The following is a 21106-nucleotide window of genomic DNA, read 5'->3' as shown; positions in this document are numbered from 1 at the left end:
AGGCCCCTAGGGCCACCGCGACCGCTTCGCCCTGGCGGGCCACCAAGCCTGCCGTAGCGATCTGGCTCGCGTCGCCCCACTCGGCGGCGAAGAGCACGCCGAAGGCGGTGGCGACGATGCGTCCGGTCGGGGCGTTCTCGCGCGCGGCGGCGAGCTCGGGTTCGTCCTGCTCGTCGCGGTCGAACGCCTCGCGCAACAGCAGGATCGCCCCGACGGCGAAGAGCACGGCGACGACGGCCTCGACGCCACGGCGCGGCAGCAGCGTCAGCAGCCCGCCCGCGGTCGCCGCGATCACGCACTGCACCGCGAAGGCCGCGGTGACACCGACGAGCACCGGCCGCACGCGGTAGCGCGTCGAGAGCACGAGGGTGGCCACCAGGGTCTTGTCCGGCAGCTCGACGAGCAGGATCACGCCGAGCGCCAGGAAGAAGGCCGAGAGGATCGTCATGGTGACCTGATCGTGCCGTGTCACTGCCGAGCCGGGCCCCCGCGCCCCCCTAGTCTGTGGCCGATGGCCACCAACGTCGCGGTCTTCGCGCTGATCCTCGCCTACGTCGCCCTGGTGGTGGCGTACCTCGCCGTGCGCCAGACCGCGCGGCTGCGGCGGGTCGTCGCGGCCGGTGGCGCGGCGCCGGCGCGCACGCCGGAACGGGCGCCCGTCGAGCGGCGGCCCGAGCGGCCTGAGCGCGCCGAGCGCCCGGTCGAGCGGATCGTCGAACGGCACATCGTCGAGCGTCCGGCGGCCATCCCGGACGAGCTCCTGCAGACCACGCAGCGCACCGCCGCGCTCTCGAACTCGCTGGCCGGCCAGCTGCAGGACCTGCGCGCCCACGTGGACGCGACGGCCGCCGAGATGATCGCCCGGCTCGACGAGCAGCTGCCCGACCCGAAGGGCGCGCTGTCCAACGTCGCCCTGGTGCGCTACGACGCCTTCGGTGAGATGTCCGGACGCATGTCCTTCTCGCTCGCCCTCCTCGACGGCAACGGCGACGGCATCACGCTGACCGCGCTCGCCGGCACCTCGACCACCAGCGTCTACGCCAAGGGCGTCCGCAACGGCCAGGGCGAGCACGACCTGTCGCCGGAGGAGCAGCAGGCCGTGTCGACGGCACTGCACCGTCCGCGCACGAGCCTGCTGGGCCGGCGCGCGAGCTGACCGGCCGCCCGCACAATGGTGCGGTGACGACGCTCGCCTTCCTCGGTCCCGAGGGCACCTTCGCGCACGCGGCGGCGCGGTCGCTGCCGTCGAGTGCCGGCGCGACGCTGCTGCCGCTGGCCAACGTGACGTTGGCGATCGACGCCGTGCGGGCCGGGCGGGCCGACGCGGCACTGGTGCCGCTCGAGAACTCGGTCGAGGGCGCGGTGCCCGCGACACTCGACGAGCTGGCCAACGGCGATCCCCTGGTGATCGCCGAGGAGGCGTACCTGCAGGTCGCGTTCGAACTGCTCGCCCGGCCGGGCGCGACGCTCGCCGACGTGCGCACGGTGGCGACCCACCCGCACGCCGAGGCCCAGGTGCGGCGCTGGCTGCTGACCAACCTGCCCGACGCTGCGGTGTCGCTGGTCGGGTCGACGGCGGGCGCGGCCCAGGCCGCGGCCGCCGGCGCGTTCGACGCGGCCGTCAGCTCGGCGGTCGCCGGTGAGCTCTACGGGCTCGAGACCCTGGCCCGCGACATCGCGGACACCGAGGGGGCGGTCACCCGCTTCGTCCGGCTCACGCGACCGGCACCACCGCCGGCACCCACGGGCAACGACCGCACGACGCTGGTCGCGTTCCTGCGCGACGACCACTCCGGCGCGTTGCTCGAGATCCTGTCGGAGTTCGCGACCCGCGCCGTGAACCTCACTCGGATCGAGTCACGCCCGACCAAGGGCCGCATCGGCCAGTACTGCTTCTCGATCGACTGCGAGGGGCATGTGCTGGACGAACGGGTGGGCGACGCGCTCGCCGCGCTGCACCGGGTTTGCGCAGATGTGCGTTATCTCGGCTCGTACGCCCGCCGCGACGGCAAGCAGGGGCCGGTGCCACCCGGCCGCAGCGACGGCGAGTTCCTCGAGTCGCGCGACTGGCTCGCCCGCGTCCGGGCCGACGGCGCGTCGTAGCTACAGGTACAGGCCGGTGTTGGCGTCGTTGCGCTGCGCCGCGACGGCGTGGATGTCACGCTCGCGCAGCAGCAGGTAGTTCTCGCCGCTGATCTCGACCTCGTGCCGGTCGTCCGGGCTGAACAGCACCCGGTCGCCCACCTCGACGGCGCGCACGTGGTTGCCGCAGGCGAGCACCTCGGCCCAGATGAGCCGCTTGGACACCTGCGCCGTCGCCGGGATCAGGATGCCGCCGGACGAACGGCGCTCGCCCTCCTCGCGGGGTTCACGCACCAGCACGCGGTCGTGCAGCATCTTGATCGGCAGGCGGTCGCTCACGTCGTCGAGGGTAATGACAGCATCGCGCGGGTGTACGAGCGCTATGTGGCCCTGGGCGACAGCCAGACCGAGGGGCTGAACGACGGCGACGAGACCACCGGCTACCGCGGCTGGGCCGACCGGCTGGCCGAGCACCTCGCCGAGCTGGACCCGTCGGTGCGGTACGCCAATCTCGCCGTGCGCGGGAAGCGCACGCGCGAGGTGCTCGACGAGCAGCTCGCGCCGGCGCTCGCGCTGCGGCCGGATCTCGCGACGGTGGTGGCCGGGCTCAACGACCTCATCCGGCCGTCGTTCGACCCCGCGGTGGTGGCCGCCGACCTCGAGACGATGTTCGCCGCGCTCACCGACGCCGGCGCGAGGGTCGGCACGGTGATCTTCCCCGACCTCGGCCGGATCGCGCCCTCGCTGCGGCGGCTCGCCCGCCGGGTGCCGCGGCTCAACGCGCTCATCGTCGCGGCGGCGCGGCGCCACGACGTCGCCGTGCTCGACGGCTGGACACCGTCGGTGACCACCGACCGCCGCCTCTGGTCGCCCGACCGCATCCACGCCACGCCGCTCGGGCACCAGCGCATCGCGCACGGCATGGCGCACGCCCTCGGCCTGCCCGGCTGGGACGCGTCCTGGCGCGACGACCTGCCGCCGCAGCCCGCCCTCACCCGCGCCGGCGTGGTGCGGGCCGAGGCGGCGTGGGCGCGCGAGTTCGTGCTGCCGTGGCTGGGTCGCCGCGTCCGCCGCACGTCGTCGGGCGCGGGACGCGTCTGCAAGCGACCCGAGCTCACGCCGGTGCGCACCACGTCCGCACCATGAGACCGGCGCCGCGTCAGAGGCCGGCCCACATCGACCGGTTGGCGGCCAGCGCGGCGCTGTAGTTGTGGTGGGCGGCGTGCGCGACGCCGTGGAGTGCCGTGACCGCCTCGCGCAGGTCATCCAGGTCGCGGCGCCAGCGGGCGTGGGCCGCCTCGTACGACGTCGCCGCGTCGCCCGTCCACGTGGTGGCGAGGCCCGTGACGGTGGCGTCGATGCGCCGGCCGAGGGCCTCGGCGGCGCGGTCGAACGCGGCCATGCGGGCGACCAGATCGGCAAGGCCGTCGAGGTCGACCGCGAACGCCTCGCTCACGACGCCGCCGCCCGGCGCACCTCGGCCTCGGTCGACTCGTAGGCGCCGCCGCCCCGCGCGACCATCGACGCCAGCGCCGCGAGGGTGTCGACGACGTCGACGGCGGCGCCGTGCCAGCGCTCCCAGTCGTGCCGGAAGACGGTGGCCGCCCGGCCGCGCCAGCCGGTGCCGAGCAGGCCGTCGACCGATCGCTGCAGCGCGAGCAGGTCGGCACGCAGCTGCTCGGCCGCGCCGGTGAGGCTGCCCGAGGCGCCGGCGACCGCCGGGAACGAGACGGTGTACGCGGACATGCCGGGAAGCGTAGGTGCGCGGCGGGGCACGCCGGGCCGGCCTGTGGACAACCGCCGGGTCAGTAGATTGGGGCGGTGATCGACCTCCGGATCGTGCGCGACGACCCCGACCGAGTGCGTGCCTCGCAGCGGCTGCGCGGCGCCGACGAGTCGCTCGTCGACCACCTGCTCGCCGCCGACGACGCGCGGCGCTCGGCGGTCGCGGCGGCCGACGCGCTGCGGGCCGAGCAGAAGACAATGGGACGGCAGATCGCCCAGGCCGCCCCGGAGGACCGCGCCGCCCTCGGTGCCCGCGCCAAGCAGCTGTCGAACGAGGTGAAGGCCGCCGAGGCCGCGCAGGCCGAGGCCGATGCGGCGCTGCGGGCCGCGCACCTCGCGATCGCGAACATCGTCGAGGACGGCGTGCCGCCGGGCGGCGAGGACGACTTCGTCACCCTCGAGACGGTCGGGACGCCACCTGCCGTCTCCGACCCGCGCGACCACCTCGAGATCGGCACCGCGCTGCGGGCCATCGACACCGAGCGCGGCGCGAAGGTCAGCGGCTCGCGCTTCTACTTCCTCACCGGCATCGGCGCCCAGCTCGAGCTCGCGCTCGTGAACCTCGCGATGGCGCAGGCCGACGCCGCCGGCTTCACGCCGGTGATCGCGCCGGCGCTGGTGAAGCCCGAGGCGATGGAGGGCACCGGCTTCCTCGGGGCGCACGCCGCGGAGGTGTACCGGCTCGCCGACGACGACCTGTACCTCGTCGGGACGTCCGAGGTGGCGCTCGCCGGCTACCACTCGAACGAGATCCTCACCGAGCTGCCGCTGCGCTACGCCGGTTTCTCCTCCTGCTTCCGGCGTGAGGCCGGCTCGTACGGCAAGGACACCAAGGGCATCATCCGGGTGCACTGGTTCGACAAGGTCGAGATGTTCTCCTACGTCGACGTCGACGAGGCGCAGGACGAGCACCAGCGGCTGCTGGCGTGGGAGCGCGAGTTCCTCGACAAGCTCGAGCTCGCCTACCGGGTGATCGACGTGGCCGCGGGCGATCTCGGCAGCAGCGCGGCGCGCAAGTACGACATCGAGGCGTGGTTCCCGTCGCAGGGCGCGTACCGCGAGCTGACGTCGACCTCGAACTGCACGACCTTCCAGAGCCGCCGCCTCAACACCCGTCGCAGGGGCGCGAACGGCACCGAGCCGGTGGCGACGCTGAACGGCACGCTCTGCGCGATCGCCCGCACCATCGCCTGCCTGCTCGACCACCACCAGCAGCCCGACGGGTCGGTGTACGTGCCGGCGGCGCTGCGTCCGTGGCTCGGCGGCCGCGAGGTGCTGACCGCGCCATGACCGTGCGCATGGTCGCGAGCGACCTCGACGGCACCCTGCTGCGCAGCGACGGCACGGTCAGTGACCGCACCCGCGCCGCGTTGCGGAACGCCGAGGATGCGGGTCTGGTCGTCGCCTTCGTCACCGGTCGTCCGATGCGATGGCTGGACGCGGTCGTCGAGACCACCGGGCACATCGGGGTGGCCGTCGGGGCGAACGGTGCGGTCATCTACGACATGGAGACCGAGCAGGTGCTGAAGGCGCACACCCTGCCGTCCGACGAATTGGCGCAGATCTGCGCAGATCTGCGGTCGGCCTTGCCCGACGTGTCCTTCGGCGTCGAGCGCCTCGACGGCTTCGGGGCCGAGCCCGAGTACATCCACGACTGGCTCATCAATCCGCGCTACGACCGGCGCGGGCTCGACATCCCCGAGCCGCTCATCGGCCCGCTCGAGCGCATCCTGGACGCGCCCGCCATCAAGCTGCTGGCGAAGGACACCGCGATCCAGCCGGACATCATGCTCGAGAAGGTGCTGGGTGTGATCGGTGACCGCGCCACCGTCACGCACTCGTCGTCCGTCGGGCTCGTCGAGATCGCCGCGCCGGGCGTCACGAAGGCGACCGGCCTCGCCGAGATCGCGGGCACGCACGGGTTCGGCGCGGCCGACGTCGTCGCGGTCGGGGACATGCCCAACGACATCCCCATGCTCGAGTGGGCTGGCCGGTCGTACGCGGTCGCGAACGCGCACCCGCTGGCCAAGGCGGCCGCGCACGAGGTGATCGGCAGCAACGACGACGACGCCGTCGCCGCGCTCATCGAATCGTTGCTCTGAAGGCCGCTTGTCCCCAGCGCCAGTCGTTTCGAAGGGCTCAGGATGACTGGGACAGGGGACAAGCGGCATCAGCCCGAGCGCAGGGCGACGCGGTTGATCTTGCCGCTCGTCGTCTTGGGCAGCGTGTCGACGTAGCGCACCACCCGCGGGTACTTGTACGGCGCGGTCTCGGCCTTTGCATGCGCCTGCAGCTCGCGGGTCAGCCCGTCCGACGGCGCGTACCCGTCGCGCAGCACCACGACCGCCGCCACGGCGTGCCCGCGCGCGTCGTCCGGCACGCCGATCACCGCCACCTCGCGCACGGCCGGATGCGCCAGCAGCACCGACTCGACCTCGGCCGGGCCGATGCGGTAGCCCGCCGAGATGATCACGTCGTCGGCGCGACTCTCGAAGAACAGCCAGCCGGACGCGTCCTGCCGCACCTGGTCGCCGGTGTGCCACCAGCCGTCCGGCGCCGGGTCGCCGTCATAGCCGAGGAAGAACGTCGGGACGGTCGCCGGGTCGACGCAGAGCTCGCCGTCGATGATCTCGGCGCGCACGCCCGGCAGCGGGCGCCCCATCGAACCGGGTGGCGCCGATTCGTCGGGCCGCACGCCGGTGACCTGGCCGGTCTCGGTCTGCCCGTAGCCGTCGGCGATCTCGAGCCCGGTCTGCTCGCGCCAGGCCTGCACCACCGGCACGCCGAGCGCCTCGCCCGCAGTGATCATCCGCCGCAGCGACTGGCCGACGTCGATCGGGCCGGCCGCCGCGATGAGCCGGTACTCGGTGGGCGCCATGCACAGCACGTCGACCCGGTGCCGCCGGATCGTCTCGAGCCGCCGGGCCGGGTCGAACCGCTCGTCCTGCAGCAGCGCCGCAGCGCCGCACCACCACGGCGCGAGGAAGCTGTTGCGCGCCGACTTCGACCAGCCCGGTGCCGCGGTCGACCAGACCAGCTCGCCGGGCCGCGCCGCCATCCACTCGCGGGCCTGCAGCGTCTGCCCCCACACGTAGCGCTGCCCGTGCGTCACCAGCTTCGGCTCGCCGGTCGTGCCCGAGGTGAACAGGACGAACGACGGGTCGACGTCGTCGAGCTCCGCATACGGCGGGGCGTCGTGCGGAGCGAGGAATGACTCGTCCGGCACGAACCAGGTCGCACACGCCGCGCCGGTCTCGGCGAGCGCCGCCTCGACGACGGCCCGGTTGCGCTCGTCCGCCACGATCAGCCGGGGTACCGCCCGCCGCACCCGCAGCGCGACGTCCTTCGCACGCAACTGCTCGCTGCACGGCAGCATCGGCGCGCCCAGGTGCAGGCAGGCCAGCATCGTCAGCGCGTACTCGATCCCGTTGCCGAGCAGCGTGAGCACGACGTCGCCGCGCCGCACCCCGCGGTCGGCGAACGCACGGGCGACCGAGCCGGCCGCGTCGGTCAGCTCACCGAACGTCCAAGGGCGGCCGCCGTCGACGACCAGCGCGCGCTCGTCGCGCGGCCGGGTCGCGACGAAGTCCCGGACGTAGTTGGCCACCTACAGGTACTGCCCGTGCCCGCCCGCGTCCGGCCGCTCGTCCGGTCCCGGCGTCATCCGGACGCCCGGCGGGATGATCACCTGGCCGCCCGGCCCGACGATCATCGCGCCCTCGCGTCCGCCGCCACCGGGCAGCGCCCGGCGCCGCCTCTCCTCGAGCGGCGCCCGGGCGGCCATCTGCTGGGCGAACAGCGCCGTCTGGATGCCGTGGAAGAGCCCCTCCAGCCAGCCGACCAGCTGCGCCTGCGCGATCCGCAGCTCGGCCTCGGACGGGATCTCGTCGCCGAACGGCAGCGAGATGCGCTGCAGCTCCTCGCGCAGCTCGGGCGCGAGGCCCTGCTCGAGCTCGTGGATCGACGACTCGTGGATCTCGCGCAGCCGCTGACGGCCCTTCTCGTCCAGCGGAGCGGCACGAACTTCCTCGAGCAGCTGCTTGATCATCGTGCCGATGCGCATGACCTTCGCCGGCTGCTCGACCATGCTGGTCAGCTCGTCGCCGTCGGCCTCGCTGACCGCGTCGGTGATCTCGTCCGGCGCGACCGCGTCGCCCTGGGTGTCCTCGCTCATGTCTCCTCGTTCCCGCCATCCGCGTCCGTCATCGCCCTCAACCCTCGGCCCGCAGCAGCACCTTGCCGATGTGCTCGCTGCTCTCGACCAGCTCGTGGGCCTCCGCCGCGTCGTCCAGCGTGAGCACGCGGTCGATGATCGGACGCACCCCGCCGGCCTCGATGAGGGGCCAGACGTTCGCCTGCGTCTGCGCGACGACGTTGGCCTTGTCCTGCGGCGGCCGCGCACGCAGGCCGGCGGCGTGCACCGTCGCGCGCTTGGCGAGCAGCACACCGAGGTTGAGCTCGCCCTTCACCCCGCCCTGCAGGCCGAGCACGATGAGACGGCCACCGACGGCGAGGCACGAGAGATTGCGCGGCAGGTACGACGCGCCCATGTTGTCGAGGATGACATCGACGCCCGACCCGCCGGTCTCGGCGAGCACCTTCTCGTCGAAGACCTCCTCGCGGTAGTTGATGGCCACGTCCGCGCCGAGCTCGCGGCAGAACTTCGCCTTGCGCGGCGTGCCCGCCGTCGTGAGCACCGTCGCCCCGCGCTGCTTCGCGAGCTGGATCGCCATCGTGCCGATGCCGCTCGATCCGCCGTGCACGAGCAGCCGCTCGCCGGGCTGCAGGCGTCCGGCGTGCTCGCCGAAGACCATCGACCACACCGTGCACGCGACCTCGGGCAGCGCGGCCGCGTCGACGAGCGACACCCCGGCCGGCACGGGCAGCAGCTGGCCGACCGGCACCGCGACCTCCTCGGCGTACCCGCCGCCGGACAGCAGCGCGCAGACCTCGTCACCCACCTGCCACCCCGCGACCTCGGCCCCGAGCTCGACGACGGTGCCCGAGCACTCGAGCCCCGGGTACGGGCTCGCCCCCGGCGGCGGCGCGTAGTTGCCCTGCCGCTGCAGCAGGTCGGCGCGGTTCACGGCGGTGGCGACGACCCGCACCCGCACCTCGTCCGGCTTCAGCGTCGGCGGCGGGACCTCCTGCACCTGCAGCACATCCGGCCCGCCCGGCTCGGTGATGACGACGGCACGCATGCCATCGACGGTAGTGGGCGCCGTCAGGCGAGCAGCCGCCGGACGGGGGCGAGCAGCGCCCGGTCGATCGGCAGCCACTCGACGCTCTCGAGCTCGTCGTAGCCGAGCCAGCGCAGCTCGTCGTGGTCGGCGCCGGCGACGGGCTCACCGCTCGGCAGGTGTGCGGTGTGCAGGGCGAGGGTGATGGACGCGTCCGACGCCTCGGCGAGCCGGCGCTCGACGATCACCCGGACGCCGAGCTCCTCGTCGATCTCGCGCACGAGCGCCTCGGCCTCGGTCTCGCCCGGCTCGACCTTGCCGCCCGGGAACTCCCAGCCGCCGGCCACCGCCTCGGGCCGGCTGCGGCGGGCGGCGAGCACCCTGCCGTCGCGGACGATCGCGGCCGCCACGACGGCGATCACCGTGCCCGCCGTGGGGTCCGGGTCGCGGGGGGAGCCATGCGCGACAGGATGCCCGATGGGCCTGTGGTGCAATCGGCGGCATGTTCCTCGCGACGACCGATGCCGCCAACGCGCTGCTCGAGAAGGACCCGCTCGCGCTGCTGATCGGCATGCTGCTCGACCAGCAGATCCCGATGGAGAAGGCGTTCACCTCGCCCGCCGTGCTGGCCGAGCGGATGGGCGGGTCGCTCGACGCCCGCGCGATCGCCGATGCCGACCCGGAGGAGTTCGAGCAGCTGTTCCGCACCCCGCCGGCGCTGCACCGCTTCCCGGCCGCGATGGCGAAGCGGGTGCAGGAGCTCGGTCGCCTGCTCGTCGAGCGCTTCGACGGCGACGCGGCGGCCGTGTGGGCGGGCGCGCGCGACGGCCAGGAGCTGCTCGGCCGGGTCGCGTCCCTGCCCGGGTTCGGCGAGCAGAAGGCGAAGATCTTCGTCGCGCTGCTCGGCAAGCAGTTCGGCGTGCGTCCGAAGGGCTGGCGCGAGGCCGCGGGCGACTACGGCGTCGACGGGTCGACACGCAGCGTCGCGGATGTCGTCGACCCCGCGTCCCTGAAGGCCGTCCGTGCCTACAAGCAGCAGGTCAAGGCCGCTGCGAAGGCGAAGGCCTGACCCGGCCCAGTAGCGCGTCGCGGTGCCGCCAGGTCCAGGCGAGCAGGCCCACCGACACCGCGAGGGTGAGCAGGTTGATGCCGAGCTCGATCACGCCGCCGGCGCCCGAGCGCCACCAGATGCCGTGCTCGAGGTCGTAGAGCACGTCCATGCCGAACAGGTAGACACCGCCGCCCCCGCCGGCGAGCAACCACAGCACCGCAGCCGGACGAGACCGGCGCAGCGTCCACCACGCGGCGAGCAGGCACCACGTCAGCCACGCGTCGGCGGCGGGGAAGGCGTCCTCGAACTCGACGTACGCCGCCCGGTGGTTGCTCGCGACGGCCGCGCGATCGGTGCACCACAGCGTCCAGTACGCCATCATCACCACCACCGAGCCGAGCAGCACACCCAGCACGAACCCGCGCCGCGGCGGCGCCGGCGCGCCACCAACCGACGTGCTCACACGCCGGCGAAGGCCTGGGTGCGCAGGGTCTCGACGTCGGCCTCGAGCCGAGCGACGACGGCCTCGTCGACCGTCGCGCCGCAGCGCCGCAGCCAGTTGGCCACCATTCGGTGGCCGCCCTGCGTCAGCACCGACTCGGGGTGGAACTGCACGCCGTCGATCGGCAGCTCGCGGTGCCGCAGGGCCATGACGACACCCGACTCGGTGCGGCCCGTCACCTCGATCTCGTCGGGCAGCTCCGACTCGGTGACCGCCAGCGAGTGGTACCGGGTCGCGACGAACGGCCGCGGCAGCCCCTCGAGCACACCGGCGCCCTCGTGCAGCACGAGCGAGGTCTTGCCGTGCAGCAGCTCGGGGGCGCGCACCACCGACGCGCCGTAGACCGCGCCGATGGCCTGGTGGCCGAGGCAGACGCCGAACAGGGGCAGCGCCCGCTCGGCGCAGGCCCGCACGACGGCCATCGACGCGCCGGCGTCCTGCGGCGTGCCCGGCCCCGGCGAGACGAGCACGCCGTCGACGCCGAGGCCGTCCAGCTCCGCCGGGTCGACGGCGTCGTTGCGCCGCACGAGCACGTCGGCGCCGAGCTGGCCGAGGTACTGCACGAGGTTGTAGACGAAGCTGTCGTAGTTGTCGACCACGAGGATGCGGGTCACGGGTTCACCGCCACCTGGGCGATCGGCAGGTGTGGCTCGACCAACGGGAACACCACGAACAGCAGCAGCGTCGACACCGCGGCGAACAGCACCAGCGTCTGCACCAGCTTCAGCGCGAGCCGGCCGGGCAGGTGCCGCCAGATCCAGACGTACATCAGCCCGTCGCCTCCGAGTAGAGCGCCCTGATCCTGTCCGGCATGGCCGGGTCACCCTTGCCCGCCGGATCGCTGAACGGCGCGAACAGCGACGGGTCCATCGTCCCGTACACGATCAACCGGTTCTCCGCCGTGAACTTCGGGTTGCAGGTCGTCAGCGTCAGGTAGTGCTGGGTCGGCTGCGCCCCGGGGTGGTCGGGGTAGGGCAGCAGCACCTTGCCGTCCGACGGGTCGACGATCTCGCGGCCGGGCAGGCCGTCGACGTCGTCGGGTCGGGTCAGCCCGTGCTGCATGCCCTTGACCCGGTAGACGAACCAGCCCTTCCGGGTCTCGACGATGACCGGGTCGCCCGGCTTGAGATGGTCGAGGTTGAGGAACGGCTCGCCCTTGCCCACCCGGTGCCCGGCGACGGCGAAGTTGCCGTCGGCGCTGTCCCAGGGCAGCGCGGTCCTCCCGTAGTGCGCCGGGCCCTTCGCCAACTGATCCTGGTTCGGCACCTCGTCACCCTGGACGATCGCCCAGGCGAAGTCCTGCCCGAGGCGCGGGATGTAGAGGATGCCGATCGCGTCCCCGACCGGGACCGTCGACGGGCCGCCGCCTGGCAGCGCCCACTGCTGCTCGAGCTTCTGGATGAGCTGCTTGTTCTCGCGCTCGCTGAACCAGTTGGTGATCCAGACCTCGTAGACGATGAACAGCACGACCACGACGCCGAGGGTGATGAGGGTCTGCCCGATGCCGCGCAGCACGAACCGCACGCGGTCGCCGAAGGTCGCGGTGGTGGCGGCCGGCGGCGGGACGCCGGGCCCGGGCCGCGGCCGGGGCGCACCACCGGCGGGCGCCTGCGTCTCGGTCATCGGCCTGCCTTCGCGTGGGTGAGGGTGAGCGGCCCGGTGTAGGCCGGCACGGTGAGGCGCTCGAGCGTCTCGACGGTGTAGCCGAGCCCGTAGTACGACGCTGCCTGCTGGAACAGCCGCACCCCGGGCGACTGCCCGAGCCTCATCTGCATTGTCCGGGACGGTCCGATGGCCGCAACCCGGAACGGCGGCGAGTACACCTCGCCGTTCAGCAGCAGCGTCGGCCCGACGCACTGCACCGCGCTGGTCGCGACGATGCGCTGGCCGTTGATCGACATCGCCTCCGCGCCCCCCGCCCAGAGCGCGTTCACGACCGCCTGCAGATCCGACTGGTGCACCACGCCCTGGTTGGGGTCGACGCCCGCCGGCACCGACGGAGCGTCGTCGAGGACGACCGCCAGCCCGGGCCCGGTCATCGAGCTCAGGCCGCCCGGCACGCGCAGCGGCGCCACCGACCGCTGCGCGGCGGCCACCGCGCTGTCGTCGCGACCGGCCTGGCCGGTCGCTGCGGTCACCTGCTGCTGCAGGCCCGAGACCTGCGCGTCGGCCGCCCGCACCCGGGCCTCCGCCTGCCGGACGAGGTCCTGCAGGTTCGCGGTGCCGGGCGCACGCAGATCGGTTCCACGTGAATCATGGGCGCTCGTCGCGAACCCGAAGCCGGCCACGAGGCAGATCACCGGCACCAGGGCACGCCACGACCGCAGCCCGCGCAGCTCGTGCTGCAGCCGCGTCCGCACCGCCCCGATCCGCATCCGACCCCCGTCTCCAACGGCAACCCACCGGTCGCCGACTACGCTAGATGCAGTCCCATCCGTCACCGGAGTGTCGCCATGCCGAAGTCCAAGGTCCGCAAGAAGCCCGAGGCCGCGCTGCGGCCGTCCGCCGCGGTCCCGCAGCGCGTGCTGGCGCCCAGCCCGAGCTGGTACCCGATCGTCATGGGCGTCGTGCTGGTCGTCGGCCTCGCCTACATGGTCGTCTACTACCTGACCTCGAGCGGCTCCGACCCGCACATCCCGGTCATGGCCGACCTGGGCGCGTGGAACTTCGCCGTCGGGTTCGGGATCATGCTGCTCGGCCTGGTCATGGTCGTGCGGTGTCGCTGATCATCCACACGTTTGTCCACGTGCTGTGATTACACGCGTGTAGGTCGCCCCCCACTGTGCCGAACCCTGTGGACCATCCCGCCTCGGCGCGCCGGCGGCCGACGCCGCGACCCACACCCGGGCAAGGCGCGGCACCACTCGGCCGGCCTGTCCGCCTCACCTTCGGTCCGGACCTGCGCCTCGTCGTGATCGCGCTGCCCGGGGCGGCGCTCGCCGGCCTCGTCGCGGTGCTCGGCACCGACCCCGTGCAACGGTTCTTCTCGATCGTGGTGGTGCTCGTACTGCTCGCCCTCGCCGTCGCCGACCTCGTGTTCCGGCCGCGGCTGGTCGTCGACGCCGACGGCCTGCGGGTCTTCGGCCCGTTCGACCGGGTCGCGCTGCCGTGGTCGGCCGTCGCCTCGGTGCGCGCGAGCACCTCGCAGCGCTACGGCCTCCGCACGACCGTGCTCGAGATCGACGCCGGCGAGCGGCTCGTGGTGCTCGACAAGCGCGACCTCGCCGCCGACCCGTGGGCCGTCGCGCGGGCGATCGGCGACTTCCGCGGCGCCCGCTGAGCACCTGTTCGCCGGTTCGCCGGTTCACCAGGTGAGGCTGCGCACCGCGACGACGAGCACGACGAGCAGGCCGACGCCGAGCAGGCCGGTCGCCTGCCGACCGCCGGACCAGCGCCGGGGGCGGTTCGGCAGGCCGCCGATCACCAGGGCGGACACCACGCCCGCGACGAAGCCACCCAGGTGCCCGAGCTTCGAGATGTCGGCGACCGAGAACGTCACCACGAAGTTCAGCACGATGATGCCGATGAGCCACTGCGGGTCGAGCCCCAGCCGCCGCACCAGCACCAGACTCGCGCCGAAGAGCGCGAAGACCGCCCCCGACGCTCCGGCGACCGTGGTGATCGGGTCACCGAAGGCGTAGATCGCCGCGCTGCCGCCGAGCAGGCCGAGCAGGTAGACCGCGGCGAACCGCACCGGGCCCAGCAGCCGCTCGAGGGCCGGTCCGAGGAAGAACAGCGCCAGCATGTTCGCCGCGATGTGCAGCAGCGAGACGTGCAGGAATCCCGACGTGACGAGCCGGTAGTACTCGTTCTGGCTGTGCACCGCCTGCGGCTGCAGCAGCCAGTCGGCGAACAGCGTCGACAGCTCGGGATGCCGGAACGCCGTGTGGGACATCGCCGCCGTGACGACGAAGACCACGGCGTTCGCCACGATGAGCGTCACCGTCACGTACGGCGGCGACTGCCGAAGCAGTGCGCCGACACTCGTGCGTTCGCGGCGCACCGTCCGGCGCCCCTGCGCGACGTCGTCGGGGCAGTGGAACCCGACCGCGGCCGGATGCATGCACTCGGGACAGATCGGCCGCTCGCACCGCGTGCAGCGGATCATCGTCTCGCGGTCGGGATGCCGGTAGCAGTGCAGCACGCCCGCATCGGCGGACGGCCCGTCCATGGTCAGGCGGGCTCCACGGTCACCGACTCGATCACCACGTCCTCGACCGGCTTGTCGTTGCGGCCGGTGCGGGTGGTGGCGATGCGGTCGACGACCGCGCGGCTCTCGGCGTCGGCCACCTCGCCGAAGATCGTGTGCCGCCGGTTCAGGTGCGCCGTGTTCGCGACGGTGATGAAGAACTGCGAGCCGTTCGTGCCGGGACCCGAGTTGGCCATCGCCAGCAGGTAGGGCCGGTTGAACGACAGGTCGGGGTGGAACTCGTCCTTGAACTGGTAGCCGGGGCCACCGAAGCCCTGCCCGAGCGGGTCGCCGCCCTGGATCATGAAGCCGGAGATCACGCGGTGGAAGATCGTGCCGTTGTACAGCGGGTCGTTGCTCTTCTGCCGGGTGCCCGGGTGCGTCCACTCGCGGCCGCCGGTGGCGAGCTCGACGAAGTTCTTCACCGTCGCCGGCGCGTGGTTGCCGTACAGCTGCAGCCGGATGTCACCGGCGTTGGTGTGCAGCGTGGCGTACTGGGTGGGCTGGACGACGGCGGTCACCGCGACTCCTGGGGTCTGCTCCTGGCCTGCTTCTCGACGACCCCATCCTGTCACGGCCCACCGACAGCGCTGCGCGCCTCAGCGCGGCCGGGCGACCGCGACCCGCGCCGCGAGCTCCGGCAGGCTGTCGTCGAGCGGCTCGAGCTCGTCGGCCTCGCCGCGGCGCCGCAGCGCCCGGCGCACCAGGTCGTCGGCGAAGCGCGGGCTCTTCGCCAGCACCGGGCCGTGCAGGTAGGTGCCGATGACGTTGTCGCGCACCGCACCCTCCGTGCCGTCCTTGCCGTTGTTGCCGCGCCCGGGCTGGGTCGTGCCGAGCGGACGCACGCCGCTGCCCAGCGTCGTCAACCCGCTGTGGTTCTCGTACCCGACCAGCCGGCCGGCGTCCGGCGTCTCGACCGAGTTGTTGCCGATGAGCCGCTCGGGCCGCCCGTGGGTGACGACGTCGAGCACGCCGACGCCCTCGATGCGGCGTCCCTCGAGCGTCACGAACTCGTGCCCCAGCATCTGGTAGGTGCCGCAGATGGCGAGGAACACGACGCCGTCGTCGGCCATCGCGCGCAGCTCGGCACCGCGCGCGGCGAAGTCGGCGCCGATGTCGCCCTGGGCGGCGTCCTGGCCGCCGCCGCCGAGCACGATGTCCGCGTCGGTCGGCAGCGGGTCGCCGACCTGCACCGGCACGACCTCGACCGGCAGGCGGCGCCACTCGAGCCGCTTGCGCAGCACGAGCACGTTGCCGGTGTCGCCGTAGATGTTCATCTCGCGCGGATAGAGATGGACGAGCTTCAGGGGGTTCACTGCGCCACCTCGCCGAGCCGCTGCAGGACGGCGTGCAGGGCCCACATCGCGGTGTACGTGCTGAACACGACCACCCGCTCGTCCGGGCCGACCGCCGCGACCGCCGAGCGCAGCGCCTTCTCGAGGTCGGGCTCGATCTCGTCCACCGCCACCTCGTCGTAGCGCAGGCGCACCGCCATGTCCGCGGCGCGCGTGCCCGAGGTCGACCGGCGTGTCGGCAGGTCGGCCAGGCCGCGGAAGTCGACGTCCCACAGCCACGACACGTCGCGTCCGTCGGCGTAGTCGTCGTTGATCACGATGACGAGCGCGGCGGGCGCGCCGGCGTCGAGCGTGCGCAGGGTCTGCCGGAAGCCCGCCGGGTTCTTCACCAGCTGCAGCGTCACCGCCCGGCCGTCGACGCGGAAGGTCTGGCCACGGCCGAAGGCGGGCGACACCTTGCCGAGCCCTGCGAGCACCTGCTCGACCGACAGCCCGGCGGTGAGCGCGAGCGCCGCCGCGCCCGCGGCGTTCTGCGCGTTGTGCGGCCCCTCGGCGCGGATGACGACGTCGTGCTCGGCACCGGCGATCGCATAGGTGGCCGCGGGGTGCCCCGCCTCCGGCAGCGCGCGCAGTTCGACGGCCGCCGGCTCGGACGACACCGAGATCGGCCCGCCGTAGAGCTCCTCGTCGTTGGGGAACATCGGCCGCAGGGCGGCGGCGACGCCGTAGTACGACACCTCGGCGCGGGTGCCGGCAGCGAGGGCGGCGATGCGCTCGTCGTCGCGGTTGAGCACCACGTGCCCCGTCGTCGCCGCCGCCACCCGGCCGAGCAGCCGTGCCGTCGTGTCGATCTCGCCGAACCGGTCGAGCTGGTCGCGCATCACGTTCAGCAGCAGGGCGCGGCGCGGGGCGACCCGCTCGACGAACCGCACCGCCCACGCCTCGTCCAGTTCGAAGACCGCGACGTCGTACGGCAGGCGCCCGTCCCAGCGCGCGTGCTCGACCGTGGCGGTGATCGCGCCGCGGACGAAGTTCGAGCCGGTGTCGTTGGTCAGCACCCGGTACCGCTCGCCGAGCAGCGTCGCGACCATCTTCGTGGTCGTGGTCTTGCCGTTCGTGCCGCTGACGACGACGACGCCCTCGGGCAGGTCCGCCATCGCCCGCGCGAGGTAGCCCGGGAAGACCTTCTCGACGACCAGGCCGGGCAGCGCGTTGCCGCGGCGACCGAGCAGGCGCAGCAGGCACAGCGTCACCTTGCCGAGGACGACCGCCGCGATCTGCACGCCGCCAGCGTAGTGATGAACACCCGTTCACCCCGACCCTGACCGGTCGGGACGGGTGTCGATCACGTCAGGCGAGCCGCTCGAGGTGCTCGGCGAAGACCAGCGCGGTGGCCGGCCGTTCGACCGCCATCGGGGCGATGGCCCAGTGCACGATCGCCGCCGCGTCGGGGTCGAGCGCCGGCGACACCGTCGGCTGCGAGGCGAACATGCGGCGCAGCGCGAGCATCGCGTCGCCCTCGGGCAGCTCGCCGTAGAGACCGGTGCCGGTGAGGCCGCGGTGCAGCGTGGCGCCGAGCGAGTAGATGTCGGTGGCCCGCGACGGTGCGGCGCCCTGGATGAGCGCGGGGTCGGTGTACTCGATCGAGGTCACCGAACCCATGCCCGTGACCGTGACGCCCGGAGCCAGCACCTGCGACAGACCGAGGTCGGCGAGCTTGCCGCCCTCGGGCGACAGCAGCACGTTGCGCGGCTTGATGTCGCGGTGCACGATGCCGTGCTCGTGCAGCGCGTGCGCCGCCCGGGCGGCCGCGGCCACCGCGCGCACCACGGTCGCGCGGTCGTGCCGGCCGTCGCCCAGCGAACCGTCGGGCAGGTACTCCATCGCGTAGAAGAAGGCGTCGCCCTGCTGGCCCGCGTCGTAGAGCCGGACGAGGTGGGGCGACTGCACCTGGGCGAACGCCGACAGCTCGCGGGTCGCGCGCCGGAAGACGTCCTCGGACGTCGGGCCGGAGAGCACCTTCACCGCGACGAACTCCGCGTCGATCGGCAGCCGGGCCGGGGTGCGGGCGACGAAGAACTCGCCGTGGTTGCCCCGACCGAGTGATCGGACGAACTCGTAGTCGGCGATGCCCGTCAGGGTCGGGTGGGTCGGACTGGTCATACCGTTCCTCCTGCGGGCGTGCGAGCGGACAGCGTGCCTGCCCACTCGTCGATCTGGTCGGCCTCCTCGGCGGGCCGGGCGCGGGCGACGAGGTGCGTGCCGCGCTCGTCCGCATGCCCGACGACGAGCGTGTCGTCGCCGATGTCGCCGCTGGTGGCGGCGATGCCGTGCCGCGTGAGGTCGCCGGCGATGCGCTCGGCGCGGCCACCCCCGGTGACGACGAGCGGCACCCCGCGGCTCAGCGCGAGCGCGGCGGCCACCTGCACGGCCACCGCCGTGTCGGCGCCCCCGCGGCCGGCGAGCACCGCGACCGAGCCGACGGTCGCCGGTGCGGCCGCGCGCCGCCGCACGATGCGCGGCATGAAGTCGTGGGACGCGAGCCGGGTGTCGGCGTCCAGCACGACGACGTCGGGGTCGACGTCCATGATCAGCGCGGTCAGGTCGTCGGCGAGGTCGCCCTCGCTGAACTTCGCGTGGACGCGGGTGGTGACGCCGCGGCCGGCGCCGCGCGCCGCGAGGCCGTGCAGCGTCGACAGCGTCGAGGTCATGACGAGCAGTTCCTGCCCGAGTCCCGCGCCGATCTCGAGCCGGTCGGCCTTCTGCTGCGGCACCATGCGGGCGAGCAGCACCTCGGCGCCGCCGCCGCCCGCGCGGGCCGCGCCGACGTCGATGGCGGTGTCGACGAGGTCGGTGTCGGTGAGCTCGTTGACGACGACGAGCACGCGGTAGGCGGCCTCGCCCTTGAGCGCCTGCCGTTCGGCATCGGCGATGTCGCGGTCGATGAGCCGCGGCGGGTAGATCGCGCGCAGCAGCGGGCCGGTCATGGCCGTGGTGACCAGCGCCATGACCACCATGAGCGAGAACAGGCCGGTGTCCAGCACACCGAGACTCTTGCCGACGTTGAGGATGATCAGCTCGGTGAGGCCGCGGGTGTTCATCAGTGTCGCCAGCGCGCCCGCCTGCCGTCCGGCCACGCCGACGGTCCGCGCGCCGAGGAACGCCCCGAGGAACTTGCCTCCGACCGCGACGCCGAGGATCGCGAGCAGTTCCTTCAGGTCCGAGACGGTGAACGTCGACAGGTCGACGCGCACGCCCGACAGCACGAAGAACACCGGCAGCAGCACCAGCACCGAGATCTGCTCGAGCCGCTCGAGGATCGTCTGACGCAGCGCCTCGCCGCGCTCGCGCGGCATGCACGCGCCGGCGATGAACGCGCCGAAGATGAAATGGACGTTGAGCCACTCGGTGGCGAACGACGAGGTGAGCAGCACGACCACGACGACGGCCATGAGGTCCGGCGTGAGGCGGCCCGCGCGGACGTAGCGGTCGTTCACCATGCGGAGCAGCGGCCGGACGAGGAAGAACATGACCAGCAGGTAGGCCGGGGACAGCCAGATGTGCCATGACGTGTCGTCGTGGGCGCTCGAGGCCGTCGAGGCGGTCTCGGCGCCCGCGATGCCGACCACCACCGCCAACAGCGCCCAGGCGGCGATGTCGTCGACAGCGGCGCTCGCGATGGCGAGGCCGCCGAGCCGGGTGCGGTGCATGCCCCGGTCGGTCAGGATGCGCGCCAGCACCGGGAAGGCGGTCACCGACATGGCGGCGCCGACGAACAGCGCGGTGGGCAGCCGCCCGATGCCGCTGAACTGGTGGATCTTGGGGTGCTGGTCGTAGAGCCACGACCCGAGCAGCGTGCCGCCGACCATCGGCAGGACGATCGAGCCGAGCGAGACGCTGACGGCCACCCGCTCGCGTCCGCGGAACAAGGTGCGGTCGACCTCGTACCCGACGATGAACATGAACAGGATCAGCCCGATGTTCGCGATCGCCGTCAGCGGGCCGAGGCTGCTCGCGACGCCCGTCGGGTTGGCCACCGCGTCGAACGCGTTGCCGCCCGGCACGATCGTCGTGCCGGCGGGCAGTGTCGCCGCGGCGGGGCACGCGCCGGCGCGCACGACGCCTGCCACCGTGCAGGTCGGGTGGCCGTTGAACAGCCAGGCGGTGAGCCGCCCGGAGAACAGCGTCGGGCCGAGCAGGATGCCGCCGACGATCTCGCCGACGACCGGCGGCTGCCCCACCGCACGCGCGGCGACGCCGCACAGCCGGGCGAGGATCAGGATCACGACCATGTCCGCGAGGAACAGTTCGGTCGCGTTCAGATCCAGGTTCGGGTGCAGCATCGTCGCGTCCGGTTCGATCAGGTGTTGGTGTGCGACTCGAAGCGCAGTTGGTTGCGCCCGAACCCGACCTGGGTGCCCGGCCGGATCGGGATCCGGGTCTGCGGGGGCACCCGCGTCCACTGGGTGTCGCCGGGACGCCACACGCCGGTGCCGTTCGCCGAGCCGAGGTCGACGACCTCGACCTGCCAGCCCTCGAGATGGATGCGCAGGTGCACGCGCGACAGCTGCCCGTGCGGGTCGTCGAGCCGCAGCGGGTTGGCGGTGCCCCGCTGCACGTCGGGGTCGCGGCCGGGGTCGCGCCCGATCACGTAGTCCTTGTCGAGGCTGAAGATGCTGCCGTCGTCGAGCACCAGCACGCCGAGCGGCGGGCGGGGCCCGAGCCGGGGGATCAACGTCTGTTGTGCCATCGAGATGCCGCACACCGCGCAGTACCGGGCGGACGGGTCGTCGAAGTGCCCGTTCTTGCAGTAGACGCCCATCACCTGCACGGCGCCCGCGGGTGCCGGGTGCGGCGCGGGCGCGACGTCGGGTGCGGCCGGCGCCAGCGGCTGCGCCACCGGCAGCGGCACGGGCGGCTCGTCCGACGCACCGGGCAGCGGCGCGAGCAGCGACACCGCCTCGAAGGGCATGCTGCGGTCGACGTCGGCCACCGGCGGCGCGGGCGGGGCGCCGAGCAGCG

At 73.2% G+C, this 21106-nt stretch carries 28 protein-coding genes; 8 read left to right on the top strand and 20 right to left on the bottom strand.

Annotation, left to right across the window (positions count from 1 at the left end; genetic code table 11):
• Positions 1 to 448, bottom strand: a 448-nt coding sequence (locus ACTHMS_RS02515; RefSeq protein ID WP_440305101.1) for a TMEM165/GDT1 family protein, incomplete at its 3' end; no start/stop codon positions are given.
• A gap of 63 nt (positions 449 to 511) precedes the next feature.
• On the opposite strand from ACTHMS_RS02515, the gene ACTHMS_RS02510 reads away from it, so the two are divergent.
• Both ACTHMS_RS02510 and pheA read left to right on the top strand, forming a co-directional pair.
• Positions 512 to 1156, top strand: a complete 645-nt coding sequence (locus ACTHMS_RS02510) for a DUF4446 family protein (protein ID WP_440305100.1) — start codon at positions 512 to 514, stop codon at positions 1154 to 1156.
• Positions 1157 to 1179: 23 nt separating this feature from the next.
• Entirely contained in the window at positions 1180 to 2103 is a 924-nt protein-coding gene (pheA, locus tag ACTHMS_RS02505) for a prephenate dehydratase (RefSeq protein WP_440305099.1), read from the top strand.
• Here the strand turns inward: pheA and ACTHMS_RS02500 are convergent, their stop codons facing one another.
• Positions 2104 to 2397, bottom strand: coding sequence for a GroES family chaperonin (locus ACTHMS_RS02500; protein ID WP_440305102.1), 294 nt, complete (start codon positions 2395 to 2397; stop codon positions 2104 to 2106). It lies immediately after the preceding gene.
• Positions 2398 to 2451: 54 nt separating this feature from the next.
• On the opposite strand from ACTHMS_RS02500, the gene ACTHMS_RS02495 reads away from it, so the two are divergent.
• Positions 2452 to 3228, top strand: a complete 777-nt coding sequence (locus ACTHMS_RS02495) for an SGNH/GDSL hydrolase family protein (protein WP_440305098.1) — start codon at positions 2452 to 2454, stop codon at positions 3226 to 3228.
• Between the two features lie 13 nt (positions 3229 to 3241).
• Here ACTHMS_RS02495 and ACTHMS_RS02490 read toward each other — a convergent pair whose 3' ends face one another.
• Together ACTHMS_RS02490 and ACTHMS_RS02485 are read right to left on the bottom strand one after the other, a co-directional pair.
• A complete protein-coding gene (locus ACTHMS_RS02490; RefSeq protein WP_440305097.1) occupies positions 3242 to 3538 on the bottom strand; it encodes a WXG100 family type VII secretion target in 297 nt (98 codons plus the stop codon).
• Positions 3535 to 3828 (bottom strand): WXG100 family type VII secretion target, encoded by a 294-nt coding sequence (locus ACTHMS_RS02485; RefSeq protein ID WP_440305096.1) that lies wholly within the window; start codon positions 3826 to 3828, stop codon positions 3535 to 3537. The genes ACTHMS_RS02490 and ACTHMS_RS02485 overlap by 4 nt, the downstream gene beginning before the upstream one ends.
• 75 nt (positions 3829 to 3903) lie before the next feature.
• Here ACTHMS_RS02485 and serS point away from each other — a divergent pair, with 75 nt between their 5' ends.
• On the top strand, positions 3904 to 5157 hold the full coding sequence (gene serS / locus ACTHMS_RS02480) for a serine--tRNA ligase (protein ID WP_440305095.1): 1254 nt from the start codon (positions 3904 to 3906) through the stop codon (positions 5155 to 5157).
• Entirely contained in the window at positions 5154 to 5969 is an 816-nt protein-coding gene (locus ACTHMS_RS02475) for an HAD family hydrolase (RefSeq protein ID WP_440305094.1), read from the top strand. Before serS ends, ACTHMS_RS02475 begins: the two co-directional genes overlap by 4 nt.
• Before the next feature lie 68 nt (positions 5970 to 6037).
• On the opposite strand, the gene ACTHMS_RS02470 is transcribed toward ACTHMS_RS02475, so the two are convergent.
• From ACTHMS_RS02470 to ACTHMS_RS02455, 4 genes are read right to left on the bottom strand one after another with little or no spacing between them, the layout of a single operon-like run.
• Positions 6038 to 7474, bottom strand: coding sequence for an acyl-CoA synthetase (locus tag ACTHMS_RS02470; RefSeq protein WP_440305093.1), 1437 nt, complete (start codon positions 7472 to 7474; stop codon positions 6038 to 6040).
• Positions 7475 to 8041, bottom strand: a complete 567-nt coding sequence (locus ACTHMS_RS02465; protein ID WP_440305092.1) for a bacterial proteasome activator family protein — start codon at positions 8039 to 8041, stop codon at positions 7475 to 7477. It abuts the gene before it with no gap.
• A 37-nt stretch (positions 8042 to 8078) separates the two neighbouring features.
• Entirely contained in the window at positions 8079 to 9068 is a 990-nt protein-coding gene (locus ACTHMS_RS02460; RefSeq protein ID WP_440305091.1) for an NAD(P)H-quinone oxidoreductase, read from the bottom strand.
• A 23-nt stretch (positions 9069 to 9091) separates the two neighbouring features.
• Entirely contained in the window at positions 9092 to 9469 is a 378-nt protein-coding gene (locus ACTHMS_RS02455) for a (deoxy)nucleoside triphosphate pyrophosphohydrolase (RefSeq protein ID WP_440305090.1), read from the bottom strand.
• An 80-nt stretch (positions 9470 to 9549) separates the two neighbouring features.
• Between ACTHMS_RS02455 and ACTHMS_RS02450 the strand changes: the two genes are divergently transcribed.
• Positions 9550 to 10116, top strand: coding sequence for an HhH-GPD-type base excision DNA repair protein (locus tag ACTHMS_RS02450; protein ID WP_440305089.1), 567 nt, complete (start codon positions 9550 to 9552; stop codon positions 10114 to 10116).
• Here ACTHMS_RS02450 and ACTHMS_RS02445 read toward each other — a convergent pair.
• Genes ACTHMS_RS02445 through ACTHMS_RS02425 form a run of 5 tightly spaced genes read right to left on the bottom strand, consistent with a single transcriptional unit; the run spans position 10088 to position 12975 of the window.
• Positions 10088 to 10561, bottom strand: a complete 474-nt coding sequence (locus ACTHMS_RS02445) for a hypothetical protein (protein ID WP_440305088.1) — start codon at positions 10559 to 10561, stop codon at positions 10088 to 10090. The two genes, ACTHMS_RS02450 and ACTHMS_RS02445, sit on opposite strands and share 29 nt — an antisense overlap.
• Complete coding sequence (locus ACTHMS_RS02440; RefSeq protein WP_440305087.1) at positions 10558 to 11214, bottom strand: aminodeoxychorismate/anthranilate synthase component II; 657 nt, start codon at positions 11212 to 11214, stop codon at positions 10558 to 10560. The genes ACTHMS_RS02445 and ACTHMS_RS02440 overlap by 4 nt, the downstream gene beginning before the upstream one ends.
• A complete protein-coding gene (locus ACTHMS_RS02435) occupies positions 11211 to 11369 on the bottom strand; it encodes a hypothetical protein (RefSeq protein ID WP_440305086.1) in 159 nt (52 codons plus the stop codon). Before ACTHMS_RS02435 ends, ACTHMS_RS02440 begins: the two co-directional genes overlap by 4 nt.
• Complete coding sequence (locus tag ACTHMS_RS02430) at positions 11369 to 12223, bottom strand: class E sortase (RefSeq protein WP_440305085.1); 855 nt, start codon at positions 12221 to 12223, stop codon at positions 11369 to 11371. The genes ACTHMS_RS02435 and ACTHMS_RS02430 overlap by 1 nt, the downstream gene beginning before the upstream one ends.
• Positions 12220 to 12975, bottom strand: a complete 756-nt coding sequence (locus ACTHMS_RS02425) for a DUF881 domain-containing protein (RefSeq protein ID WP_440305084.1) — start codon at positions 12973 to 12975, stop codon at positions 12220 to 12222. Before ACTHMS_RS02425 ends, ACTHMS_RS02430 begins: the two co-directional genes overlap by 4 nt.
• A gap of 78 nt (positions 12976 to 13053) precedes the next feature.
• Between ACTHMS_RS02425 and ACTHMS_RS02420 the strand changes: the two genes are divergently transcribed.
• Both ACTHMS_RS02420 and ACTHMS_RS02415 read left to right on the top strand, forming a co-directional pair.
• Positions 13054 to 13326 carry a cell division protein CrgA gene (locus ACTHMS_RS02420; protein ID WP_440305083.1) on the top strand — a complete coding sequence of 91 codons (273 nt, stop codon included), beginning with the start codon at positions 13054 to 13056 and terminating at the stop codon, positions 13324 to 13326.
• 68 nt (positions 13327 to 13394) lie between these two features.
• Positions 13395 to 13880 (top strand): PH domain-containing protein, encoded by a 486-nt coding sequence (locus tag ACTHMS_RS02415; protein WP_440305082.1) that lies wholly within the window; start codon positions 13395 to 13397, stop codon positions 13878 to 13880.
• Positions 13881 to 13904: 24 nt separating this feature from the next.
• On the opposite strand, the gene ACTHMS_RS02410 is transcribed toward ACTHMS_RS02415, so the two are convergent.
• From ACTHMS_RS02410 to ACTHMS_RS02380, 7 genes are all read right to left on the bottom strand, one after another.
• Positions 13905 to 14771: a rhomboid family intramembrane serine protease gene (locus ACTHMS_RS02410; protein ID WP_440305081.1), complete on the bottom strand. Its 867-nt coding sequence runs from the start codon at positions 14769 to 14771 to the stop codon at positions 13905 to 13907.
• Between the two features lie 2 nt (positions 14772 to 14773).
• Positions 14774 to 15310 carry a peptidylprolyl isomerase gene (locus tag ACTHMS_RS02405; protein ID WP_440305080.1) on the bottom strand — a complete coding sequence of 179 codons (537 nt, stop codon included), beginning with the start codon at positions 15308 to 15310 and terminating at the stop codon, positions 14774 to 14776.
• 78 nt (positions 15311 to 15388) lie between these two features.
• Positions 15389 to 16105: a type 1 glutamine amidotransferase gene (locus ACTHMS_RS02400; protein ID WP_440305079.1), complete on the bottom strand. Its 717-nt coding sequence runs from the start codon at positions 16103 to 16105 to the stop codon at positions 15389 to 15391.
• A complete protein-coding gene (locus ACTHMS_RS02395) occupies positions 16102 to 17367 on the bottom strand; it encodes a MurT ligase domain-containing protein (protein ID WP_440305078.1) in 1266 nt (421 codons plus the stop codon). Before ACTHMS_RS02395 ends, ACTHMS_RS02400 begins: the two co-directional genes overlap by 4 nt.
• Before the next feature lie 67 nt (positions 17368 to 17434).
• A complete protein-coding gene (locus ACTHMS_RS02390; RefSeq protein ID WP_440305077.1) occupies positions 17435 to 18247 on the bottom strand; it encodes a serine/threonine-protein kinase in 813 nt (270 codons plus the stop codon).
• Positions 18244 to 20427, bottom strand: coding sequence for a cation:proton antiporter (locus ACTHMS_RS02385; protein WP_440305076.1), 2184 nt, complete (start codon positions 20425 to 20427; stop codon positions 18244 to 18246). Before ACTHMS_RS02385 ends, ACTHMS_RS02390 begins: the two co-directional genes overlap by 4 nt.
• A gap of 17 nt (positions 20428 to 20444) precedes the next feature.
• A partial coding sequence (locus ACTHMS_RS02380) for an FHA domain-containing protein (RefSeq protein ID WP_440305075.1) occupies positions 20445 to 21106 on the bottom strand: 662 nt, incomplete at its 5' end.

The sequence above is a fragment of the Jatrophihabitans sp. genome (assembly GCF_051960575.1).
Lineage (GTDB): Bacteria > Actinomycetota > Actinomycetes > Mycobacteriales > Jatrophihabitantaceae > JBQCEE01.
Note: the sequence above shows the minus strand (reverse complement) of the source record. Positions and strands in the feature narration are given on the sequence as shown.

Bases quoted from the DNA above. Each gene is read 5' to 3' on its own strand.
- ACTHMS_RS02510 (WP_440305100.1), top strand. From the start codon at position 512: ATGGCCACCAACGTCGCGGTCTTCGCGCTGATCCTCGCCTACGTCGCC.
- ACTHMS_RS02500 (WP_440305102.1), bottom strand. From the start codon at position 2,397: ATGCTGCACGACCGCGTGCTGGTGCGTGAACCCCGCGAGGAGGGCGAG.
- ACTHMS_RS02485 (WP_440305096.1), bottom strand. From the start codon at position 3,828: ATGTCCGCGTACACCGTCTCGTTCCCGGCGGTCGCCGGCGCCTCGGGC.
- ACTHMS_RS02475 (WP_440305094.1), top strand. From the start codon at position 5,154: ATGACCGTGCGCATGGTCGCGAGCGACCTCGACGGCACCCTGCTGCGC.
- ACTHMS_RS02465 (WP_440305092.1), bottom strand. From the start codon at position 8,041: ATGAGCGAGGACACCCAGGGCGACGCGGTCGCGCCGGACGAGATCACC.
- ACTHMS_RS02460 (WP_440305091.1), bottom strand. From the start codon at position 9,068: ATGCGTGCCGTCGTCATCACCGAGCCGGGCGGGCCGGATGTGCTGCAG.
- ACTHMS_RS02450 (WP_440305089.1), top strand. From the start codon at position 9,550: ATGTTCCTCGCGACGACCGATGCCGCCAACGCGCTGCTCGAGAAGGAC.
- ACTHMS_RS02435 (WP_440305086.1), bottom strand. From the start codon at position 11,369: ATGTACGTCTGGATCTGGCGGCACCTGCCCGGCCGGCTCGCGCTGAAG.
- ACTHMS_RS02430 (WP_440305085.1), bottom strand. From the start codon at position 12,223: ATGACCGAGACGCAGGCGCCCGCCGGTGGTGCGCCCCGGCCGCGGCCC.
- ACTHMS_RS02425 (WP_440305084.1), bottom strand. From the start codon at position 12,975: ATGCGGATCGGGGCGGTGCGGACGCGGCTGCAGCACGAGCTGCGCGGG.
- ACTHMS_RS02420 (WP_440305083.1), top strand. From the start codon at position 13,054: ATGCCGAAGTCCAAGGTCCGCAAGAAGCCCGAGGCCGCGCTGCGGCCG.
- ACTHMS_RS02410 (WP_440305081.1), bottom strand. From the start codon at position 14,771: ATGGACGGGCCGTCCGCCGATGCGGGCGTGCTGCACTGCTACCGGCAT.
- ACTHMS_RS02390 (WP_440305077.1), bottom strand. From the start codon at position 18,247: ATGACCAGTCCGACCCACCCGACCCTGACGGGCATCGCCGACTACGAG.
- ACTHMS_RS02385 (WP_440305076.1), bottom strand. From the start codon at position 20,427: ATGCTGCACCCGAACCTGGATCTGAACGCGACCGAACTGTTCCTCGCG.